Here is a 15,752-nt window from a genome sequence, read left to right on the forward strand (position 1 = left end):
GCTCTCTTAGACTCTGGAATTTACGACGTGGTTCAATCGCTTAGATCGAACCATTTCCATCGCCATCCTTGATTTCCTGCTTCGCCGGGACTGGGGCATCACCTTGGCCTTCGCTACCGAAATCACCGATTGCGTCTTGCATCTTTCGGACCCCGCCGGACGCGTCGGCGTCATTTACAGCAAGCCCCTCACTTACCTGCCTGCCCAGGTCTATCAGTGTGGCTTTATCCACTTCACCCAACATTGTGAAAGCACGGCCATCAGCCTGCCAGAACAACATTGACAATGGCCCCTCCTGACGCACCGATACCTGCGTCTTTTGTCCGTCCTGCTGGTCGCTGTAATACAGAAGAACGCGTTCTCCTGTTTCGGCCTCATAAACCAGTTGCACCGTCCCTGCGTCCGCACCTTTCAAAACGCGCGTCTCGATCAGTTCAAAGCCAAAATCCTGGAAGGAAGGAGACAATTCGGGCGTACCAGCGGGTGTCTGTCCTTCCAGCGCCGCGTCTGACGGCACAGAGACAGTGGTTGGGGAGCCAGCAGCATGCTTTCCGCCGTTGTTGGATGGCAGTGACATCAATTGCGCCAAATTCACACCGGGATCCTGAGTATTCGCCCAGTAATAGGAACCGCCGAAAGCCGCACCGACTGCCACGACGCAGACCGCGGCAACCCTGGCAAACATCCTGCGAGATGCCGCGCCGCCGGCATCACGTACCGGTTCATCTTGCCCGATTTCCTTAGTCAACTGTTCAGCCAAACGGCTGATTGACACAGGCATTTCAGGATTTTCATAGCGGACCTGCTGTTTCTTGAGCTGGTTATTCAGTGCATAATAATCCAGCGCCCTGGCACGAAGATCAGGATCTCCAAAAACCAGCCTTTCAACCCTCTGCTCCATTTCCGGCTCAAGGCGTCCATCGACATAGTCCTGAAGCAAATCTTCACTGACGAGTGAAATCAAACGCCCTTCAGTCATTGGTGGCCTCATTCAATTCTTTATTCAAACGTGTAACTGGTGCGGTTGCCATGGCTTTGTCAGAACCGCAGTTCATATATTCCCGCAATGCCTCTCTTCCCCGGTGCAGTCTGGATCGCACGGTGCCGACTGGAACATCGACAACGTCCGCCACCTCCTCATAGGAAAGACCTTCCATGCAAATCATCAGGACAACCTGACGCTGGTCGTCGGTCAGCGTCGTCATCGCCCTGTCCAAATCGCGGCATTCCAGGCGGGTATCCTGCTGGGCCGCGGTTGAAAGCGCGCCTGCGGCATCCTCCACGGGCACCTCGACGCCGCGCGTCCGCGCCATCTTCAACTGGTCAAGACGAACATTTCTTAATGCCTTGAACAGGTATGATTTCACGTTGTGAATATCGTGATTTCTTCTGGTATGCTCCAGAACCCGGCGCAAAGCTTCCTGAACCAGATCATCAGCCTCTGATGGGTTTCCTACCAGGGCGATCGCATATCGTCTCAGGCTTTGAATATGCGGCTTGAGTTCGTCGCCTCTGTTCACAACTGCGCTTCCCATTTTAATTCTAATTACAGATACGGGATCGTTGGATATGGCTGCCCTCTTGGACAAAGAAGGCTTCATGGAGCCAACCAACACATCATGCGCAGGAGTCTCGCGCGACAAAGCCGCGTCATTTCGACGGTTTCGTGTCAACAATGGGGCATTCGAAAGGTGTGTCATGACCGGCGCCCGCTTTCCGGCGGTTGTTCCTGTACATTCGCGGTGTTGCCAGACCAGAATTTAAGATGCTCTTCCTTCACCCGCGACGGCGAATTCAGCCAGTTGTTTTCATTGCTGGCCTGGGTCATCAGATCAGCATCGGATTGCATGTTCGACAGCACAAAGCGATGGATTGCATTCATGACCGGGTCTTCAATCACGGCACGGACAATATCCCCTTTCGGCATGGCTTCACGGGCCAGACGCAAATGCGCCACATGCCGCAGCATAAGGCTGGGCCGGTATTCTGCAGGTATACTGAAAATCCGCTTCACACGCAGATATCGTCCGACGCCACCATGCGCCGTCAAAACAGTCATCGGAATGGACAGTATCGACCCTGCGGCAATGGGAGATATCCAAACCAACGCAGCGGGGGTCCAATGAATTACCGCAGCAAGCAGCCCGAGCCCAACCAAGGTTATGTCCCAGTTCGCCCTAACCGCCTCTCCCCATCGAACACGGTCAACGTCACGCTGTTGTGCATCCCAGCGAACCCCACGCCCGGTGAACAGGCAAAAAATAAATTGGCTGTGGCGCATCATCACAACGGGCGCCTGCAAAACAGACAAAACCGTCTCAAGCAAAACACCTGACAGAATTCCAACGATATTTTTAGGAGATTCGATTATTGCCAATATAAGGCCCAACAACTTGGGTCCGAACAATGACAGCAACGTTCCACCAAGGAGAAGAAGAGAGATCAACTCATCTCCCCAAAGTGGGCGCAATGCCCAAGCATCGCCGGACAAGGATGTCAGGGTTAGTTCCGGATCGAAAATAGTGTTGCTTCGGGCTGCAACAACAATCGTTGCTACTACGAAGAGAAGCCATAGAGGTGCCGTCAAATAGGCCATGATCCCTGTAAAGAATGTCATTCGGGACATCGGATGAAAGCCCTTGGCCAACAGCAACCAACCATGTTGCAGATTGCCCTGACACCACCGACGATCCCGCATGAGGCTTTGCTGCAGATTGGTTGGCACTTCTTCAAAGCTTCCTCCCAGGTCAGGAGCCAGACGGACCTCCCACCCCCGGCGCACCAACAGGGCTGCTTCTACAAAGTCATGACTGAGGATTTCACCCCCAAGCGGTTCCTTCCCCGGTAGCATCGGCAACCCACAGGATTCGACAAATGCTTCGATCCTGATGATGGCGTTATGCCCCCAGTAGTTACCCTGTGCCCCAAACAGTGCCGCCATACCAAACGCAAGCGGCCGGCCATAGACCCAGGAAGCAAACTGCTGCATCCGGGCAAACAGCGTGTCGCCGGCAAGAACTTGCGGCCAAGTCTGAAGCAGCCCCAACCTGGGATTCGCCTCCATCCGGCGAACCATTTCCGCAAGTGTGCGGCCGTCCATGAGACTGTCCGCATCAAGTACCACCATGTAACGATAAAGCGCTCCAAAGCGTTCCAGAAATTCCTTGATATTCCCACTTTTGCGCTGCTCGTTTTTTATCCTTCGGCGGTAAAATACCTTGTTGCGATATAACGACGAACGACAGATATCGGCCCAGGCCTTTTCCTCTTCTAGCCATATTTCCTGATCGGTGCTGTCGCTGAGCAGGTAGAGGTCGAAATGATCCAGCCAACCGCAACGCTGAAGTGACGCCAACATCGCCTGTACACCGGACGCGACCCGGTCAACATCCTCATTATAGATCGGGATCACAATTGCCGTGCGGCCATTGCACCGTTCCAGGCCGAAATCCCTTGTTCGGCAGCGAAACTTTGCAAGAATTACGCTGATAAAGCCGATCAATGCGATCCAGAAATTGGTGCAAATCCAACCGAAAAGCAGCGTGAAACTCAACAAGAGGATCAACGCCGGAATCCCTTGCCCTTGAATTCCCTCAAGCTTCAAGCCTAAGAGGGCAGTTGCCCCCCATGCACCGGCAACCGTCGATCCAATAGATAGCACAGCATAGATGACGCGCAGCAAAAGCCTGTATCGGTCGGGCGTGTTGATGCTCTGATTCATTAGTTGACGGGCCCTGCCTGCTTACCGGCATGGGCTTCTCCTGGCTGCGTCACGAGACTGCGCAAACGCATGTATAATCGGGAAAAAACAGTTCGAGCCGACGCCATTGGGAAAACGACAATCTGCGTCGGCATCTTTAGCGGCGCTTCGTTTCCCGGCAAACAGCGCAAGACGGAATACGCTTCCAATTCTGCTGGTCGATCAAACAGAGCGTTCTGTTTTTTAGGAGAAGAAGCAAGCGCCAACTCCAACCGGTAGGGCACCTCCAACTCATCACATTGCCCGCATTTTTCATCAAGCAACCGATCCGCCGTCAGCATGATCAGTGGCATCGTGGCCGGATGCTTGCTTTCCACGGCGCGCCCCAATGTCTCCACGACGAGAACAGTTTGTAAGGTCGCATCCTGCACGCCTAGATGAGCAAAATATTTCTCCAGCAGACTGGCAGCCTCCTGCCAAAAGCATTCGTCACCGTGGCCGTGTTGATCCTTATATTGGCTGCAAGCCTCATTAGAGATATTTGGCATAAGGCTCTCCTCTTTCTTCTCGAACAACCACCAACCTCCTCGTACAAAGCGGCTGAGTTCGTAACGAAAGACGGATGAGAGGCAGGAAAGTTCCAAGCAGCCATCAAGGCTCCGATCGCATTGAGTATACCGGTCTGAAATGTAAAACTTCCCGTAAGCTCTTGTTTTTTAGCCAAAAATTAATGATTTTTTGATTATGCAAACCGAAATTCAATACATCCGACACAATTTCGCCGGAATATTTCCCCAAGACTGCCTTTATTACCCTGGCCTCTCGACGCGCCGGATCATTGTCAGGAGCCGAGATCGTGGTTGACGGTAGCACAACACCTATCGCATAGGCATCCTTCCCTCCCTTTCCCTCGTATGAACAGAAGAAGCCCCACACCTATGGTGTAGGGCTTTGTGATGGTTGCGGGGGCCTGCCACCACCGACGTCGAAGACGCCGGTTATCCGCCTGTCTGCGTTCCTGCTCAAGACTGACCGCGCCGCGCCCTTCCTCCTGGACCTCAAGGGCGAGCCAGTGCCCGGCGCTGACATAGCGGACGACTTAACGCTCACTTTGACGCTGTCAGAGGAAACAGGCTGTCGAGAAAGCTACCCGATCAACCGCACTTCCCGGACTGGGCGAGAAAGGAAGTCGACCAGGGTGAATTGCTGCAATTGGGCCAGGAACAGGAAATGCTCCAATGCCTGCACACGTTTGAGGTTTTCCAGTTTCGGGGCTCCGCCCATGGCAAGCGCCGGGAAAAAGCCATAACACTCGCCCGGCTCCAAGGCTCCGAGCTTCTTCTTGGCGCGTGCGAAGAGCGGCTTGTCGTCTTCGTCGTAGGCGTTTATGGCCTTGGCAGCAGCATCATCCAGATCTAGACCGAAAGCCATTTCTAGATTTGGTGCATCGACCTTTCGAGACTGGCGCGGCTTTTGTCTGACAATGCCCTATCGGAAGTCAACTCTGGGATTCCCCCAAATGCGTTTCATTTTTATTGGCAAGACATTTTTCTATATGTCGTGCAAGCTGTACCAAATCTTGATTTTCTTTCACGCCGAATCCTGGGTCTTTTTCACCCAAGGCTATTAATATTTCCATGTCCACACGATATTCACCAGAATCTTCGATCTCTTTTACTTCTTTAGGAACCAGAACCCAGTTCCTGCCAGTAAAGTACAGAACCCAATCAACCTCGCCAGTGTAGGAAAAGACGGCCTTTTGAACAGCCTTTTCCGCCAAAAACAATTCGTCTGATTCCATTTCGTCAGCATTATATCTCCAGACAATCACAGGCGGGTACTTGGCTTGACTGCTATCACTTAGATTTCTGCACCTGTACCACGAAAGTGAATAGTAACGTTGGAGAACATCAATTACTTCACGACCCGTCATTTGATAATTGCCCCAGGGTTAAGACCTTCAATCATCCGCCTCCAATCCCCTTCCGGAATTGCGATTTTGCTTAGTCGCGGATCGTAAACATAGCGACTGAGCTAATGGGATGAACCGCCCCTCCACCTTGGCAGCGGCTATGATGCTGGTGTCGAATTTGTGGAGCCGGAGAATCCCATTAGCCCAATTCATAAACGCTCCCTATCACCAGCACGTCTCACACGTGAGTTAGTGTGACAATACCCTGTAATGGATTTAGCCTGCTAGTCACCAGAACTTTGGGAACGACTTCAGACTTTCTCTAAGCTCCTCAATAAATGGTCCATCTATATCTAGCTTCTGTTCGGACTCCAGGGCTATCTGCCCCTTAGGAACCAAGGGCTCCTTGGCAATTAAAACGAAGTAAATGTTTTGATAGTCCTTCGTAAGATGAATCTCGAAATAGTTACTTTGGTCATAAAAACGTGCTGCTTCCTCAAGGTTTTGGCTTACTTGCCTCTCGAAGGCATCCCACATTTCTGTATCAATCCAAATATCATTGGCCGAATACGAAAAGCTGCCAGTTGAATGGTCAAGCTTGACGTTGACCTGAAAACGAATTGAGTTTGTGTCGTTTTCATCAACCTCCAACATTTCAAAATGAATACTAATCTTTTCTAAATTCAGATAAAAATCCATATCTAGGGCCTATATAGAGCATGTTTTACTACGGGAAGAAGGTCACCATCGCGCTGGCTGAAGATTATCTCCCACCCATCAATATTATACATTTTCCCAAACTGTATACTTCCATTAGACGCGATTCTATCCACTACGGAGGAAAAACTACGCAACAATGTTTGATCATTTAGTGGATTTGCCGAATTTTGAAGATACTCCCCCATATGTTTGGTCGCGTTGGAATTGACATAGAATTCCATGTCACCTGACTTCAACCTAAATGTAGCTGGTATGTGTGTATTTGGCAGATTATTTGCCGTTGCAGTTACATTATCCCAAACTGTTTCTGTCAATTCACTGTGCGTTGACGTCGACACTCCGGCATTCCCAGACGGGATATCATCCAGCACCGTATGCGCCGTGCTTCCGCCGCTCTGCGTCTCGAAGATCGGGCGGTCGTCGCTGGTGGTTTTTTCGGTGAATTTGTAGACCTGCCCCTCGGTATCGACGGCGACCTGGACGCCTTCGCGGCTGGACGGGACGGTTTCCAGTTCTTCCGTTTTGCCGAACTTCGAGCGGCTTTTGCCGCCGACGCCGAGGCGTCCGGCCCCGCGGGTGAGCAGGGTGATGAGCACACCGACGGTAAGCTCGGCGGCGGCGCTGGCGAGTTTGGTCGCCGCCCGGTCCAGGTCCCGTTCATCGGTCGCGTTATAGACCAGCAGGAAGGTATCGATCAGGTCCCCCACGGCGTTGAAGATCGCCCAGCCTACCAACGCATAGCCGATGGCGATGATCACCGGCACCGCCGTGCCGCCACTGGCGACCGACACGCCCGCAATCGCCACCGTCGTCGCCACCGTAAATCCAATTGCGGCGGGTGATATCAGGTTGCGAAAGCTGGCGCGGACGCTTTCTTCCAGATGGTCGGTCACTCTATTTGGCAACAGGTCTAGGTCGTTTGATAGACCCTGCCCTAGACATTAATGAGAAATCCCGCCGGGCATGCCTGGCGGGATTGTTTATCTGATCTGTGTCTGATCTGGCTTTGCCGAATAGTTTCGGTTTCTAAAACAAGCCCCCTACTTCATCCGTGTCACAGATACACATATTTCCGGCCATACGACGATTTCCCAAAATTGTGTAGTAGGCCCAGTCAAATAAACTTCAACCGCTTGCTTCTCTTCGCAAATTTTCACGCGGTAAAGAAACTCGTCATAGACGCGGGTGGCTTCCTTCCCGTCCTGGTAAACTGACAGGCCAAAAGAACAATCGACTTCTCCAAAAGTCAGTCGTAATTTTTTCCCGCTTTTATCAATGAACTCATAGGATTGTATCAGGTCCGAATCAACGCCTCCATTACAACCAAATGCAGCCTGAAAATCGGCGGGCTCTGGAATTTCACATTGGGTTGAATTCAAAGTGGGAATTTTCCTGAGATGGTCCGTTTCAAGGGAAGAAAACCTGCAAAAAATCAGACGAGTTCTTTATCAGGATCAATATTCTCCAACCCAATGTCTTCCATAGATATTCCGAACGTCTCTGCCTGTTGCTGCATTAGCGAGACTACGCGATGAAAGCCCGCCATATACCCAATTGAAAAATCAGTAGATTTCTCCACTGACTGTGTCTTCGCCTCTAGGGCGAGGTCTTTTATTAGCAACCCCAAGTCTTTAAGATAGTCCCTAGCTGCATTACATTCGGCATTTTGAGAACTTTTCCATTGCTTGATCCGCATATCCCACCCTAAAGCCTAGTTGAAGCCCGTACCAGTTTGTCTACATTTTGGATAATTTCTTAAGCGCTTCTTGGGCACATTCCAGAAGTTCTTCTTCTCCTATGTCGTCCTCATCCCGCAGATGAACATCCGAGCAAAATGCATCTACATCAGTAAAAAGCTTATTCAGAACACTGAATTCTGCTTCAGGAAAAATGGCTTCCTCGCTGGAGAATATTTTAAGATAGGACGTCTCAAAATCCGAAGCACTTATTTCTCCTGATACAAATTGTTTAACTAGGTCTATGCAATTGCGTAAGTCGCTCATAACTTTGAGACCGTAAGTATCTGGTGAAATTGTTGTGTATTGAGATTCAGGCCCACCAGGGAGTGGCCGATGCGGAGAATGACACTCCCCGCCAGTTGGCCGTTGCGGGAGATAAAGCCATATTCGGGTATCCAGTAGAGTGGAGGGCTTTTCATGCAACTGTTATGAAAAAGAGGAATTCGACCTCAAATCCTAAAGATGCTTTAGCCTCTCCTGCAGATCCAAACCAATTTTTCTTACTATATCCTCGCTAGCAACTGTAGAAGCGACAATTGAGTTTCCGTAAGGATCCTCATGTCTTAACTCAAACTCTTCCCCATCCGACCGAAGGACCCAGCATCTAGCATCAGGACCATCAATGCGATTGATAACCTCAACTGAGTACTCATTTTTCAGAAATTCAATTAATTTGTCGAAACCATCCCAACCGGGTACAGCGTATATATCCACTTCAAGTGGCTGCCCTACTTCTTCAGAGAAGACAACATTTTTGGGCTTATTCATTGTTTTACCTCGATAATCCTAACGCTGCGTCAACCCCAGCATTTGAACGCTGTGATCCATGCAAAACATCATGCCAAACTTCATCTCCCGAACCGGTTTCAAGATAATTCGCTCGGCAGCAACGGCTGAGTAGCGTCAACTGCCTGTCTAAAATTGGCGAGGGCGAGCCTGTCAAGACTGGTTCGGCTTTTGTCTGACAGTGCCATCGGTTTTCTACCAGTCAGCCCTTTGGCAACTTTTCTGCAATTCGTTCAAATTCCTCAGCTTTAAATCCGGTAAGTGTTGGCATTTCCCAGTCAAAAAAACGCTTGTTCCCAATCGCTTGAACCACCAAGGCTCTCAAGCCAATAAGTTCCGACGTGCTAAGCTTATCAAAGGGAACCAAGCTACTAAGCCTATCACATAGGAGTCTCGCAGGAATGTTTGCTGTGGTGGAACAAATCACTATATCCCCACTCGTCTCAAGTTCTTCGAGGCTCTCCTTAATGGCATTCATAAGATAATTATCTTGTGAGATCGTTTTCTCGCCATTCATTGATAGGGCTCCGTTCTTGTCGGTAATTGTGAAACGTATTTTTTCCAGTCTTGAGGCTGGAAGGCCGTCCCCCCGTCAATAGCACCTGGGTTTCGGACCACAACCGTCCTGGTAAACTGACAGGCCAAAAGAACAATCGACTTCTCCAAAAGTCAGTCGTAATTTTTTCCCGCTTTTATCAATGAACTCATAGGATTGTATCAGGTCAGGATCAATGCCTCCATAACAACCAAATGCAGCCTGAAAATCGGCGAGCTCTGGAATTTCGACGATCATGGATGGATATCAGTTCAGTCAATATGGGATCGAGAAATTGAGTTGACGACAAACTTTCCGTCAGAGTTTTCCCCGAAACCCTCCAATTTATTTCCATCAGGACAGAATATCAGCAGTTTATCCGAGGGAGCGTCAAAGCCAGCGCTCGAATAAGGGATTGCTATTTTCCAATTAAGCTGTGCTGCAACACTTTCCCCTAAAGCCAAAACGTTCCTGTTACAATCTGGGTTTTCATGCAGTGTCAACAAGGTTTCAAAGTCACCCTCGCCATGAGCAATTTCCAGGCCGAGGCAATTTCTAAAATCATCTAGCTCCCAATAATCATAGTCCGATAGTACGTTAATATTTGGGATATTCGTTGCAACAGATACAACCTCTTTCATGCTGTCAAAATCGCAATGTTTCTCTATGTTTATTTCCAACATCATCTACACTATTTCCTGCTTTCAAAGAGGTCGATCAGCCGTTGCTTCGATGTCATATCTAAACCCGAATTACCTGATCTGACCATGCCATCAAATGCGCGGCGTGCATGTCCCGCCGCAACAAGCAGAACTGGGATGGCGAGACGGAGGAATATTACCTCAACACGCTGCATCGCGTGGCCGACAGCGGCCGCACCCAGGCCCAGCTTCTGGCGGAGCGCTTCCAATATGACTGGAACGGCGACATCACCCAGATCTATCGGGAATACAGCTACTAACTGACGAAAGGCCCCGGGCTACAACAAACATGGCCCGGGGCTTTTGGCGTTTCAAAAACGATGAACGGCAACTCTCGCCTGACCGGCAACCCAATCCAGTCCTAACCCGGAGTGACCGGTGTTAGGTAATGTATTGTGGCTGCGCATTAAGATTATATGGTTTTCAAATAGTTTTCTGTTTTTGAAATGAGATCCCTGATCTCGTTCTCTGAACCGGAATTCAAATCTATTTCAGACAGAGACGCCTGTTTCAAAATTTCTATAAATTCATGAAACTTTAATCGGACTTCTTGGTTTCCAGAATATTCCCAGAATTCAATATAGTCATAATCTCCTTCTTCTCCCCCCTCATCCTCAACAACATCTGCGGGAAAGAAACAGGTCAAATCTTCTGGATTATATCCCCGGCCATTTGAAAAGTTCCTTAGCGCTGACGTGAACTGCTCATGACTAAGGCGATTAAAAAACGCCTCTACGGGGTACCGTTCAATATTCAGTTTCAGACGTGCAATCATGCTAAAGTTCCCGAAAAACACTTGCGGTCATCGCTGCGGAACCAAAGTCACGCAGGCCACCGTTCACCAGACCTGAAGCGCTTGAACCAATACTCTCGAAGATAGGGATCATCTAAACGATCAAATTCCTTCGTGGGTACAGTCAACTTCTTCCCGATATCGATGTTCCGGGAAAATAGAAGTCCTGACAATGTGGTTTGCATATCCAGAAGAGCATCAAAATGCATGTTCGCAGCATCTAAAGACTGACATGCTCCGATCTAAGAAATTTAATCGGCACATTTGTTTTCATATGCCGGAAGACATTGACGAATACCGCTAAGTGCCTGGTCATAGCGCTCCAAATTTCCCATCAGGATACTGTTTTAGTTGAAATTGAGTGGGATATTCACTCAGAAAGCTCGTGCTCACCATTCAGCAAAAACACTGACTCGCCTTTTCCTAAATACGTGTCTCTAAATAACTTTAAGGCGTTCGTTGCCTCCTCTGCAAAATCTTTATTCAGCCTGATATAGGCATAGCTCAAGTACTTCCCAGCAATGCCCATCTCATCAAGTATTTCCAAATCCATTCCGTCCACCTCATTTACAGAATGATATGGGAAAAATTTCTTTTCAGTTCTTTTTGCGATGAAATCGTTAACTTGATTTTCCAACTCGTTTTTGGAAAGAGTTGAATACACAGAGTAATCTAAAGACATTACAAATTCCCCAAATAACCGTCGGATGAGATGATTTTTAGATCGTTCAAGCCGTCAATTGGCCAATCATCGAACTGGCGGCGAAGTACCTCTATATCGATGTCACTGTCAGCCAAATTCAAGACAATGTTATCAGCTTGCCCAGACGTCACCTTATTGTTTACCACCTTCCAAATATTTCGAGGGCTGCTGGTTTCTGGGGCGTAATTATCATAGATTTTCCCATCTATTCTAAAATCGGGATTCTTGGGCCCATCGACGATCGGGTTTTGCTCCACATCGAAGCCCTCACGTGCAAGCGCATCTGCGCTTTCATTCTCTCAGATTAGCGATCTACGCGTAGCTTCATCTAAATTCTCTGAAATTTTTGTACGCGTACCTCGTGGCCGTCGGATTTTAGGGGCAACGCCCAACTCGTCCCCCTCCCGGACCGTTCGGGTGGGTTCCACATCCCTCGGGGCCTCAAGGCGTTCCCGGCTGGGCGGGACGGTTTCAAATTCGTTTGTTTGACTAGGCCGCAGACTCATAACTTCTGATCCAGATGCGGCATGAAGCGAGCTTGACGGCAGCCAGGAAATTCTCTGGGTTACGGTCGTATCGCGTGGCGATGCCCCGGAATTGCTTGAGCTTGTTGAAGAAGCGCTCGACGAGGTTGCGCTGGCGATAGACCCAGCTTGAGAAGGCGAAGGTCTTTTTGCGGTTCCGTTTTGGCGGAATATTGGCCCAGGCCTTGCGCGCGTCGGCAAGGGCGCGGATGGCGTCACTGTCATAGGCCCGGTCGGCCAGCAGGATGGCCCCCTCCTTCAAGTCTTTGAGCAGGCCCTCCGCTGATCGGCCGTCATGAGCTTGCCCCGGCGTGAGGGCCAGTTTCACCGGCCGACCTTCAGCGTCGACAAGGGCATGGATCTTGGTCGTCAGTCCACCCCGGGAACGGCCCATGCAGCCATCGTCAGATCCCCCTTTTTACCGGTCGCACCATGCTGATGGACCCGGACGCAACTACTGTCGATCATGACGATGTCGCTGTCGTAAGCCGCTGAGATTGCCTCCAAAAGCCGATCCCATACCCCGGCCTTGCGCCAGCGGACGAAGCGATTGTAGCAGGTCGTATGGGGGCCGTAACGCTCCGGTATCTCCGCCCAAGGCGTGCCTGCCCGGAACCGCCACAGAATGCCGTTCAGCACCCGCCGGTCATCGACACGTGGTACCCCGCGCGGCTTGTTCGGCAGCAAAGGTGCGATAATCGACCATTCGAAATCTGTCAGTTCGTAGCGGCGGCGGCTCATGAAAACTCCCTCGTTCGGCAACAAGAGACATGAATCACATCAAGACCGAAAGGGGAATCCTGTTTATGAGTTTACGGCCTAGTCCGTACCCGGCTTTTGCCGCCGACGCCGAGGCGCCCGGCGCCGCGGGTGAGCAGGGTGATGAGCACACCGACGGTAAGTTCTGCTGCGGCGCTGGCGAGTTTGGTCGCCGCCCGGTCCAGGTCCCGTTCATCGGTCGCGTTATAGACCAGCAGGAAGGTATCGATCAGGTCCCCCACGGCGTTGAAGATCGCCCAGCCCACCAACGCATAACCAATCGCAATGATGACCGGCACCGCCGTGCCGCCACTGGCGACCGACACGCCCGCAATCGCCACCGTCGTCGCCACCGTAAACCCGATCGCGGCAGGTGATATAAGGTTGCGGAAACTGTCGCGAAAACCCTCCTCCAGATGATCGGGCACTTTCCTGAAGGCAATCGAGAATTTCTCTTCCAGGCTGAGGCTGCCGATATCCCCGGAGCAGGGGCCGATCACCGCTGGCCGGATATCCGCCTGTCTGCGTTCCTGCTCAAGACTGACCGCGCCACGCCTTTCCTCCTGGACCTCAAGGGCGAGCCAGTGCCCGGCGCTGACATAGCGCACGACTTCGGCGATCAGGTCCTGAACCCGCCAGGGCGTGTTCATGCCACCGGCCACACGCCACCAGAAAGCCCTCAGCTTTCCTTCATTACCGGATTGCTGAAGATAGCGGCGCATGAGGTCCGCCAGACGGTGCGGATCGCCAACCACCCCCGGCATGCGATGACCACGCGAGGACAACTGGCCAAAGCTCAAACGGCGGCCGATCAGCAGGTAGCTGCCGCTGCCCCGCAATTCAACGGCGTCGGATGGCACCATCAAAGCATTCCCCCGGAAAGATAAAGCGATGGCTTCAACCCTGCCGGAAGGCCTTGTGCAGAATCTCAGGAAAAAACGGCTTTTTCCCGTTTTTCGGGTAAGCGGGTAAGACCCTGTTTTATTTGGAACTTTACGTTGAGAGCAGAAATTCCCTTTGCGGATGCCGGGCGGATTTCCGCAAAGGGAATTTGCTCGGCACCTAATAGGACGCCAGATGGTCGGTCACTCTGTTTGGAAACAGGTCTAGGCCGTTTGATAGACCCTGCCCTAGACATTAATGAGAAATCCCGCCGGGCACGCCTGGCCAGATTGTTTATCTGATCTGTGTCTGATCTGGCTTTGCAGAATAGTTTCGGTTTCTAAAACAAGCCCCCCCTACTTCATCCGTGTCACAGATACGCATATTTCCGGCCATACGACGATTTCCCAAAATTGTGTAGTAGGCCCAGTCAAATAAACTTCAACCGCTTGCTTATCTTCGCAAATTTTCACGCGGCTAAGAAACTCATCATAGACGCGGGTGGTTTCCTTCCCGTCCTGGTAAACTGACAGGCCAAAAGAACAATCGACTTCTCCAAAAGTCAGTCGTAATTTTTTTTCCGCTTTTATCAATGAACTCATAGGATTGTATCAGGTCCGGATCAACGCCTCCATTACAACCAAATGCAGCCTGAAAATCGGCGGACTCTGGAATTTCGACGATCATGGATATCAGTTCAGTCAATATGGGATCGAGAAATTGAGTTGACGACAAACTTTCCGTCAGAGTTTTCCCCGAAACCCTCCAATTTATTTCCATCAGGACAGAATATCAGCAGTTTATCCGAGGGAGCATCAAAGCCAGCGCTCGAATAAGGGATTGCTATTTTGCAATTAAGCTGTGCTGCAACACTTTCCCCTAAAGCCAAAATGTCCCTGTTGCAATCTAGGTTTTCATGCAGTGTCAACAAGGTTTCAAAGTCACCCCCGCCATGAGCAATTTCCAGGCCGAGGCAATTTTTAAAATCATCTAGCTCCCAATAATCATAGTCCGATAGTATGTTAATCTTTGGGATATTCGTTGCAACAGATACAACCTCTTTCAGGCTGTCAAAATCGCAATGTTTCTCTATATTTATTTCCAACATCATCTACACTATTTCCTGCTTTCAAAGAGGTCGATCAGCCGTTGCTTCGATGTCATATCTAAACCCGAATTACCTGATCTGACCATGCCATCAAATGCGCGGCGTGCATGGCCCTTCAAGCCGCCAGTACGCGTCATTTGCCTAAAAATATTGAACTCTGCTTGAGAAAGGTTAACCAGTCCGGGCCCCGAAATGGGATAGATGGCAGCTCTGCCATCGCTATGTGTCCCAAAAATACGTCCAGATGATGCCTGGACATGACCATTTTCCAATATTTTAGCTTGTCCCGCATTGATCTCAGCTATGTCGGCCTCAAGATCAATATCGCCCCGAGCAATAGTCTTGGGCGTATTGCGATTTCCACCACCAAATCGGGTGCTTGCCGTGATGGTATTTGCTCTATGAGCATCGCTCACATGCACAGGGCTCGCTGGACGAAATGTTTTGCCTGGACGTGTGATTTTGCTTTGCTCCGCCGCCTCCCGGACCGCCCGAGGGGATTCCACTTCCCTGGGGGCGTCAATCCGTTCCCGGCTGGGCGGGACGGTTTCAAATTCGTTTGTTTGATTAGCCCTTACCCGGCTTTTGCCGCCGACGCCGAGGCGTCCGGCCCCGCGGGTGAGCAGGGCGATGAGCACACCGACGGTAAGTTCTGCTGCGGCGCTGGCCAGTTTGGCCCCGCCCGGTCCAGGTCCCGTTCATCGGTCGCGTTATAGACCAGCAGGAAGGTATCGATCAGATCCCCCACGGCGTTGAAGATCGCCCAGCCTACCAACGCATAACCAATCGCAATGATGACCGGCACCGCCGTGCCGCCACTGGCGACCGACACGCCCGCAATCGCCACCGTCGTCGCCACCGTAAATCCAATTGCGGCGGGTGATATCAGG

At 50.8% G+C, this 15,752-nt stretch carries 24 protein-coding genes; 1 reads left to right on the forward strand and 23 read right to left on the reverse strand.

Going from position 1 to position 15,752, the window contains the following annotated elements:
* Positions 1-40 precede the first annotated feature (40 nt).
* The 14 genes from IF205_RS13250 to IF205_RS13315 form a co-directional block, all read right to left on the reverse strand.
* Positions 41-979, reverse strand: a complete 939-nt coding sequence (locus IF205_RS13250; RefSeq protein ID WP_259779837.1) for an anti-sigma factor family protein — start codon at positions 977-979, stop codon at positions 41-43.
* Positions 972-1,520, reverse strand: a complete 549-nt coding sequence (locus IF205_RS13255; RefSeq protein WP_259779838.1) for an RNA polymerase sigma factor — start codon at positions 1,518-1,520, stop codon at positions 972-974. The genes IF205_RS13250 and IF205_RS13255 overlap by 8 nt, the downstream gene beginning before the upstream one ends.
* Before the next feature lie 176 nt (positions 1,521-1,696).
* Entirely contained in the window at positions 1,697-3,721 is a 2,025-nt protein-coding gene (gene mdoH, locus IF205_RS13260; RefSeq protein WP_259779839.1) for a glucans biosynthesis glucosyltransferase MdoH, read from the reverse strand.
* Positions 3,721-4,275, reverse strand: a complete 555-nt coding sequence (locus IF205_RS13265) for a hypothetical protein (RefSeq protein ID WP_259779840.1) — start codon at positions 4,273-4,275, stop codon at positions 3,721-3,723. The genes mdoH and IF205_RS13265 overlap by 1 nt, the downstream gene beginning before the upstream one ends.
* Positions 4,276-4,846: 571 nt before the next feature.
* On the reverse strand, positions 4,847-5,131 hold the full coding sequence (locus IF205_RS13270; protein WP_259779841.1) for a T6SS immunity protein Tdi1 domain-containing protein: 285 nt from the start codon (positions 5,129-5,131) through the stop codon (positions 4,847-4,849).
* A gap of 67 nt (positions 5,132-5,198) precedes the next feature.
* Complete coding sequence (locus IF205_RS13275) at positions 5,199-5,633, reverse strand: hypothetical protein (RefSeq protein ID WP_259779842.1); 435 nt, start codon at positions 5,631-5,633, stop codon at positions 5,199-5,201.
* Positions 5,634-5,900: 267 nt separating this feature from the next.
* Positions 5,901-6,311, reverse strand: a complete 411-nt coding sequence (locus IF205_RS13280) for a hypothetical protein (RefSeq protein WP_259779843.1) — start codon at positions 6,309-6,311, stop codon at positions 5,901-5,903.
* Positions 6,312-6,313: 2 nt separating this feature from the next.
* A complete protein-coding gene (locus IF205_RS13285; protein WP_259779844.1) occupies positions 6,314-7,225 on the reverse strand; it encodes a hypothetical protein in 912 nt (303 codons plus the stop codon).
* 147 nt (positions 7,226-7,372) lie between these two features.
* Positions 7,373-7,711, reverse strand: coding sequence for a hypothetical protein (locus IF205_RS13290; RefSeq protein WP_259779845.1), 339 nt, complete (start codon positions 7,709-7,711; stop codon positions 7,373-7,375).
* 53 nt (positions 7,712-7,764) lie between these two features.
* Positions 7,765-8,028 (reverse strand): hypothetical protein, encoded by a 264-nt coding sequence (locus IF205_RS13295; RefSeq protein WP_259779846.1) that lies wholly within the window; start codon positions 8,026-8,028, stop codon positions 7,765-7,767.
* A 40-nt stretch (positions 8,029-8,068) separates the two neighbouring features.
* The gene (locus IF205_RS13300; protein WP_259779847.1) at positions 8,069-8,335 is read right to left on the reverse strand and encodes a Psi4 family immunity protein; all 267 of its coding nucleotides are present in this window, start codon (positions 8,333-8,335) and stop codon (positions 8,069-8,071) included.
* Between the two features lie 192 nt (positions 8,336-8,527).
* Complete coding sequence (locus IF205_RS13305) at positions 8,528-8,839, reverse strand: DUF3630 family protein (protein ID WP_259779848.1); 312 nt, start codon at positions 8,837-8,839, stop codon at positions 8,528-8,530.
* A 220-nt stretch (positions 8,840-9,059) separates the two neighbouring features.
* The gene (locus tag IF205_RS13310; RefSeq protein ID WP_259779849.1) at positions 9,060-9,374 is read right to left on the reverse strand and encodes a hypothetical protein; all 315 of its coding nucleotides are present in this window, start codon (positions 9,372-9,374) and stop codon (positions 9,060-9,062) included.
* 290 nt (positions 9,375-9,664) lie between these two features.
* Positions 9,665-10,078, reverse strand: coding sequence for a hypothetical protein (locus IF205_RS13315; RefSeq protein WP_259779850.1), 414 nt, complete (start codon positions 10,076-10,078; stop codon positions 9,665-9,667).
* A 104-nt stretch (positions 10,079-10,182) separates the two neighbouring features.
* On the opposite strand from IF205_RS13315, the gene IF205_RS13320 reads away from it, so the two are divergent.
* On the forward strand, positions 10,183-10,353 hold the full coding sequence (locus IF205_RS13320; RefSeq protein ID WP_259779851.1) for a hypothetical protein: 171 nt from the start codon (positions 10,183-10,185) through the stop codon (positions 10,351-10,353).
* Between the two features lie 152 nt (positions 10,354-10,505).
* Here the strand turns inward: IF205_RS13320 and cdiI are convergent, their stop codons facing one another.
* From cdiI to IF205_RS13360, 9 genes are all read right to left on the reverse strand, one after another.
* The gene (gene cdiI / locus IF205_RS13325) at positions 10,506-10,868 is read right to left on the reverse strand and encodes a ribonuclease toxin immunity protein CdiI (RefSeq protein ID WP_259779852.1); all 363 of its coding nucleotides are present in this window, start codon (positions 10,866-10,868) and stop codon (positions 10,506-10,508) included.
* Positions 10,869-10,915: 47 nt separating this feature from the next.
* A complete protein-coding gene (locus IF205_RS20680; protein ID WP_511261486.1) occupies positions 10,916-11,128 on the reverse strand; it encodes a CdiI-like immunity protein in 213 nt (70 codons plus the stop codon).
* 128 nt (positions 11,129-11,256) lie between these two features.
* Positions 11,257-11,568 (reverse strand): CDI system immunity component, encoded by a 312-nt coding sequence (locus IF205_RS13330; RefSeq protein ID WP_259779853.1) that lies wholly within the window; start codon positions 11,566-11,568, stop codon positions 11,257-11,259.
* Entirely contained in the window at positions 11,568-11,846 is a 279-nt protein-coding gene (locus IF205_RS13335) for a CdiA C-terminal domain-containing protein (protein WP_259779854.1), read from the reverse strand. The genes IF205_RS13330 and IF205_RS13335 overlap by 1 nt, the downstream gene beginning before the upstream one ends.
* Positions 11,847-12,078: 232 nt before the next feature.
* A protein-coding gene (locus IF205_RS13340) for an IS5 family transposase (RefSeq protein ID WP_259779310.1) occupies positions 12,079-12,854 on the reverse strand; the annotation gives its coding sequence in 2 pieces (ribosomal slippage) (positions 12,079-12,519 and positions 12,522-12,854; 774 coding nt in all).
* A gap of 71 nt (positions 12,855-12,925) precedes the next feature.
* Complete coding sequence (locus tag IF205_RS13345; protein WP_259779855.1) at positions 12,926-13,735, reverse strand: hypothetical protein; 810 nt, start codon at positions 13,733-13,735, stop codon at positions 12,926-12,928.
* A 716-nt stretch (positions 13,736-14,451) separates the two neighbouring features.
* Positions 14,452-14,865: a hypothetical protein gene (locus tag IF205_RS13350; protein WP_259779856.1), complete on the reverse strand. Its 414-nt coding sequence runs from the start codon at positions 14,863-14,865 to the stop codon at positions 14,452-14,454.
* 5 nt (positions 14,866-14,870) lie between these two features.
* Positions 14,871-15,278 carry a hypothetical protein gene (locus tag IF205_RS13355; RefSeq protein ID WP_259779857.1) on the reverse strand — a complete coding sequence of 136 codons (408 nt, stop codon included), beginning with the start codon at positions 15,276-15,278 and terminating at the stop codon, positions 14,871-14,873.
* Positions 15,279-15,436: 158 nt separating this feature from the next.
* Positions 15,437-15,721, reverse strand: a complete 285-nt coding sequence (locus tag IF205_RS13360) for a hypothetical protein (RefSeq protein ID WP_259779858.1) — start codon at positions 15,719-15,721, stop codon at positions 15,437-15,439.
* Positions 15,722-15,752 lie beyond the last annotated feature (31 nt).

It is taken from the genome of Aestuariispira ectoiniformans (genome assembly GCF_025136295.1).
Taxonomy (GTDB): Bacteria; Pseudomonadota; Alphaproteobacteria; order UBA8366; family Aestuariispiraceae; genus Aestuariispira_A; species Aestuariispira_A ectoiniformans.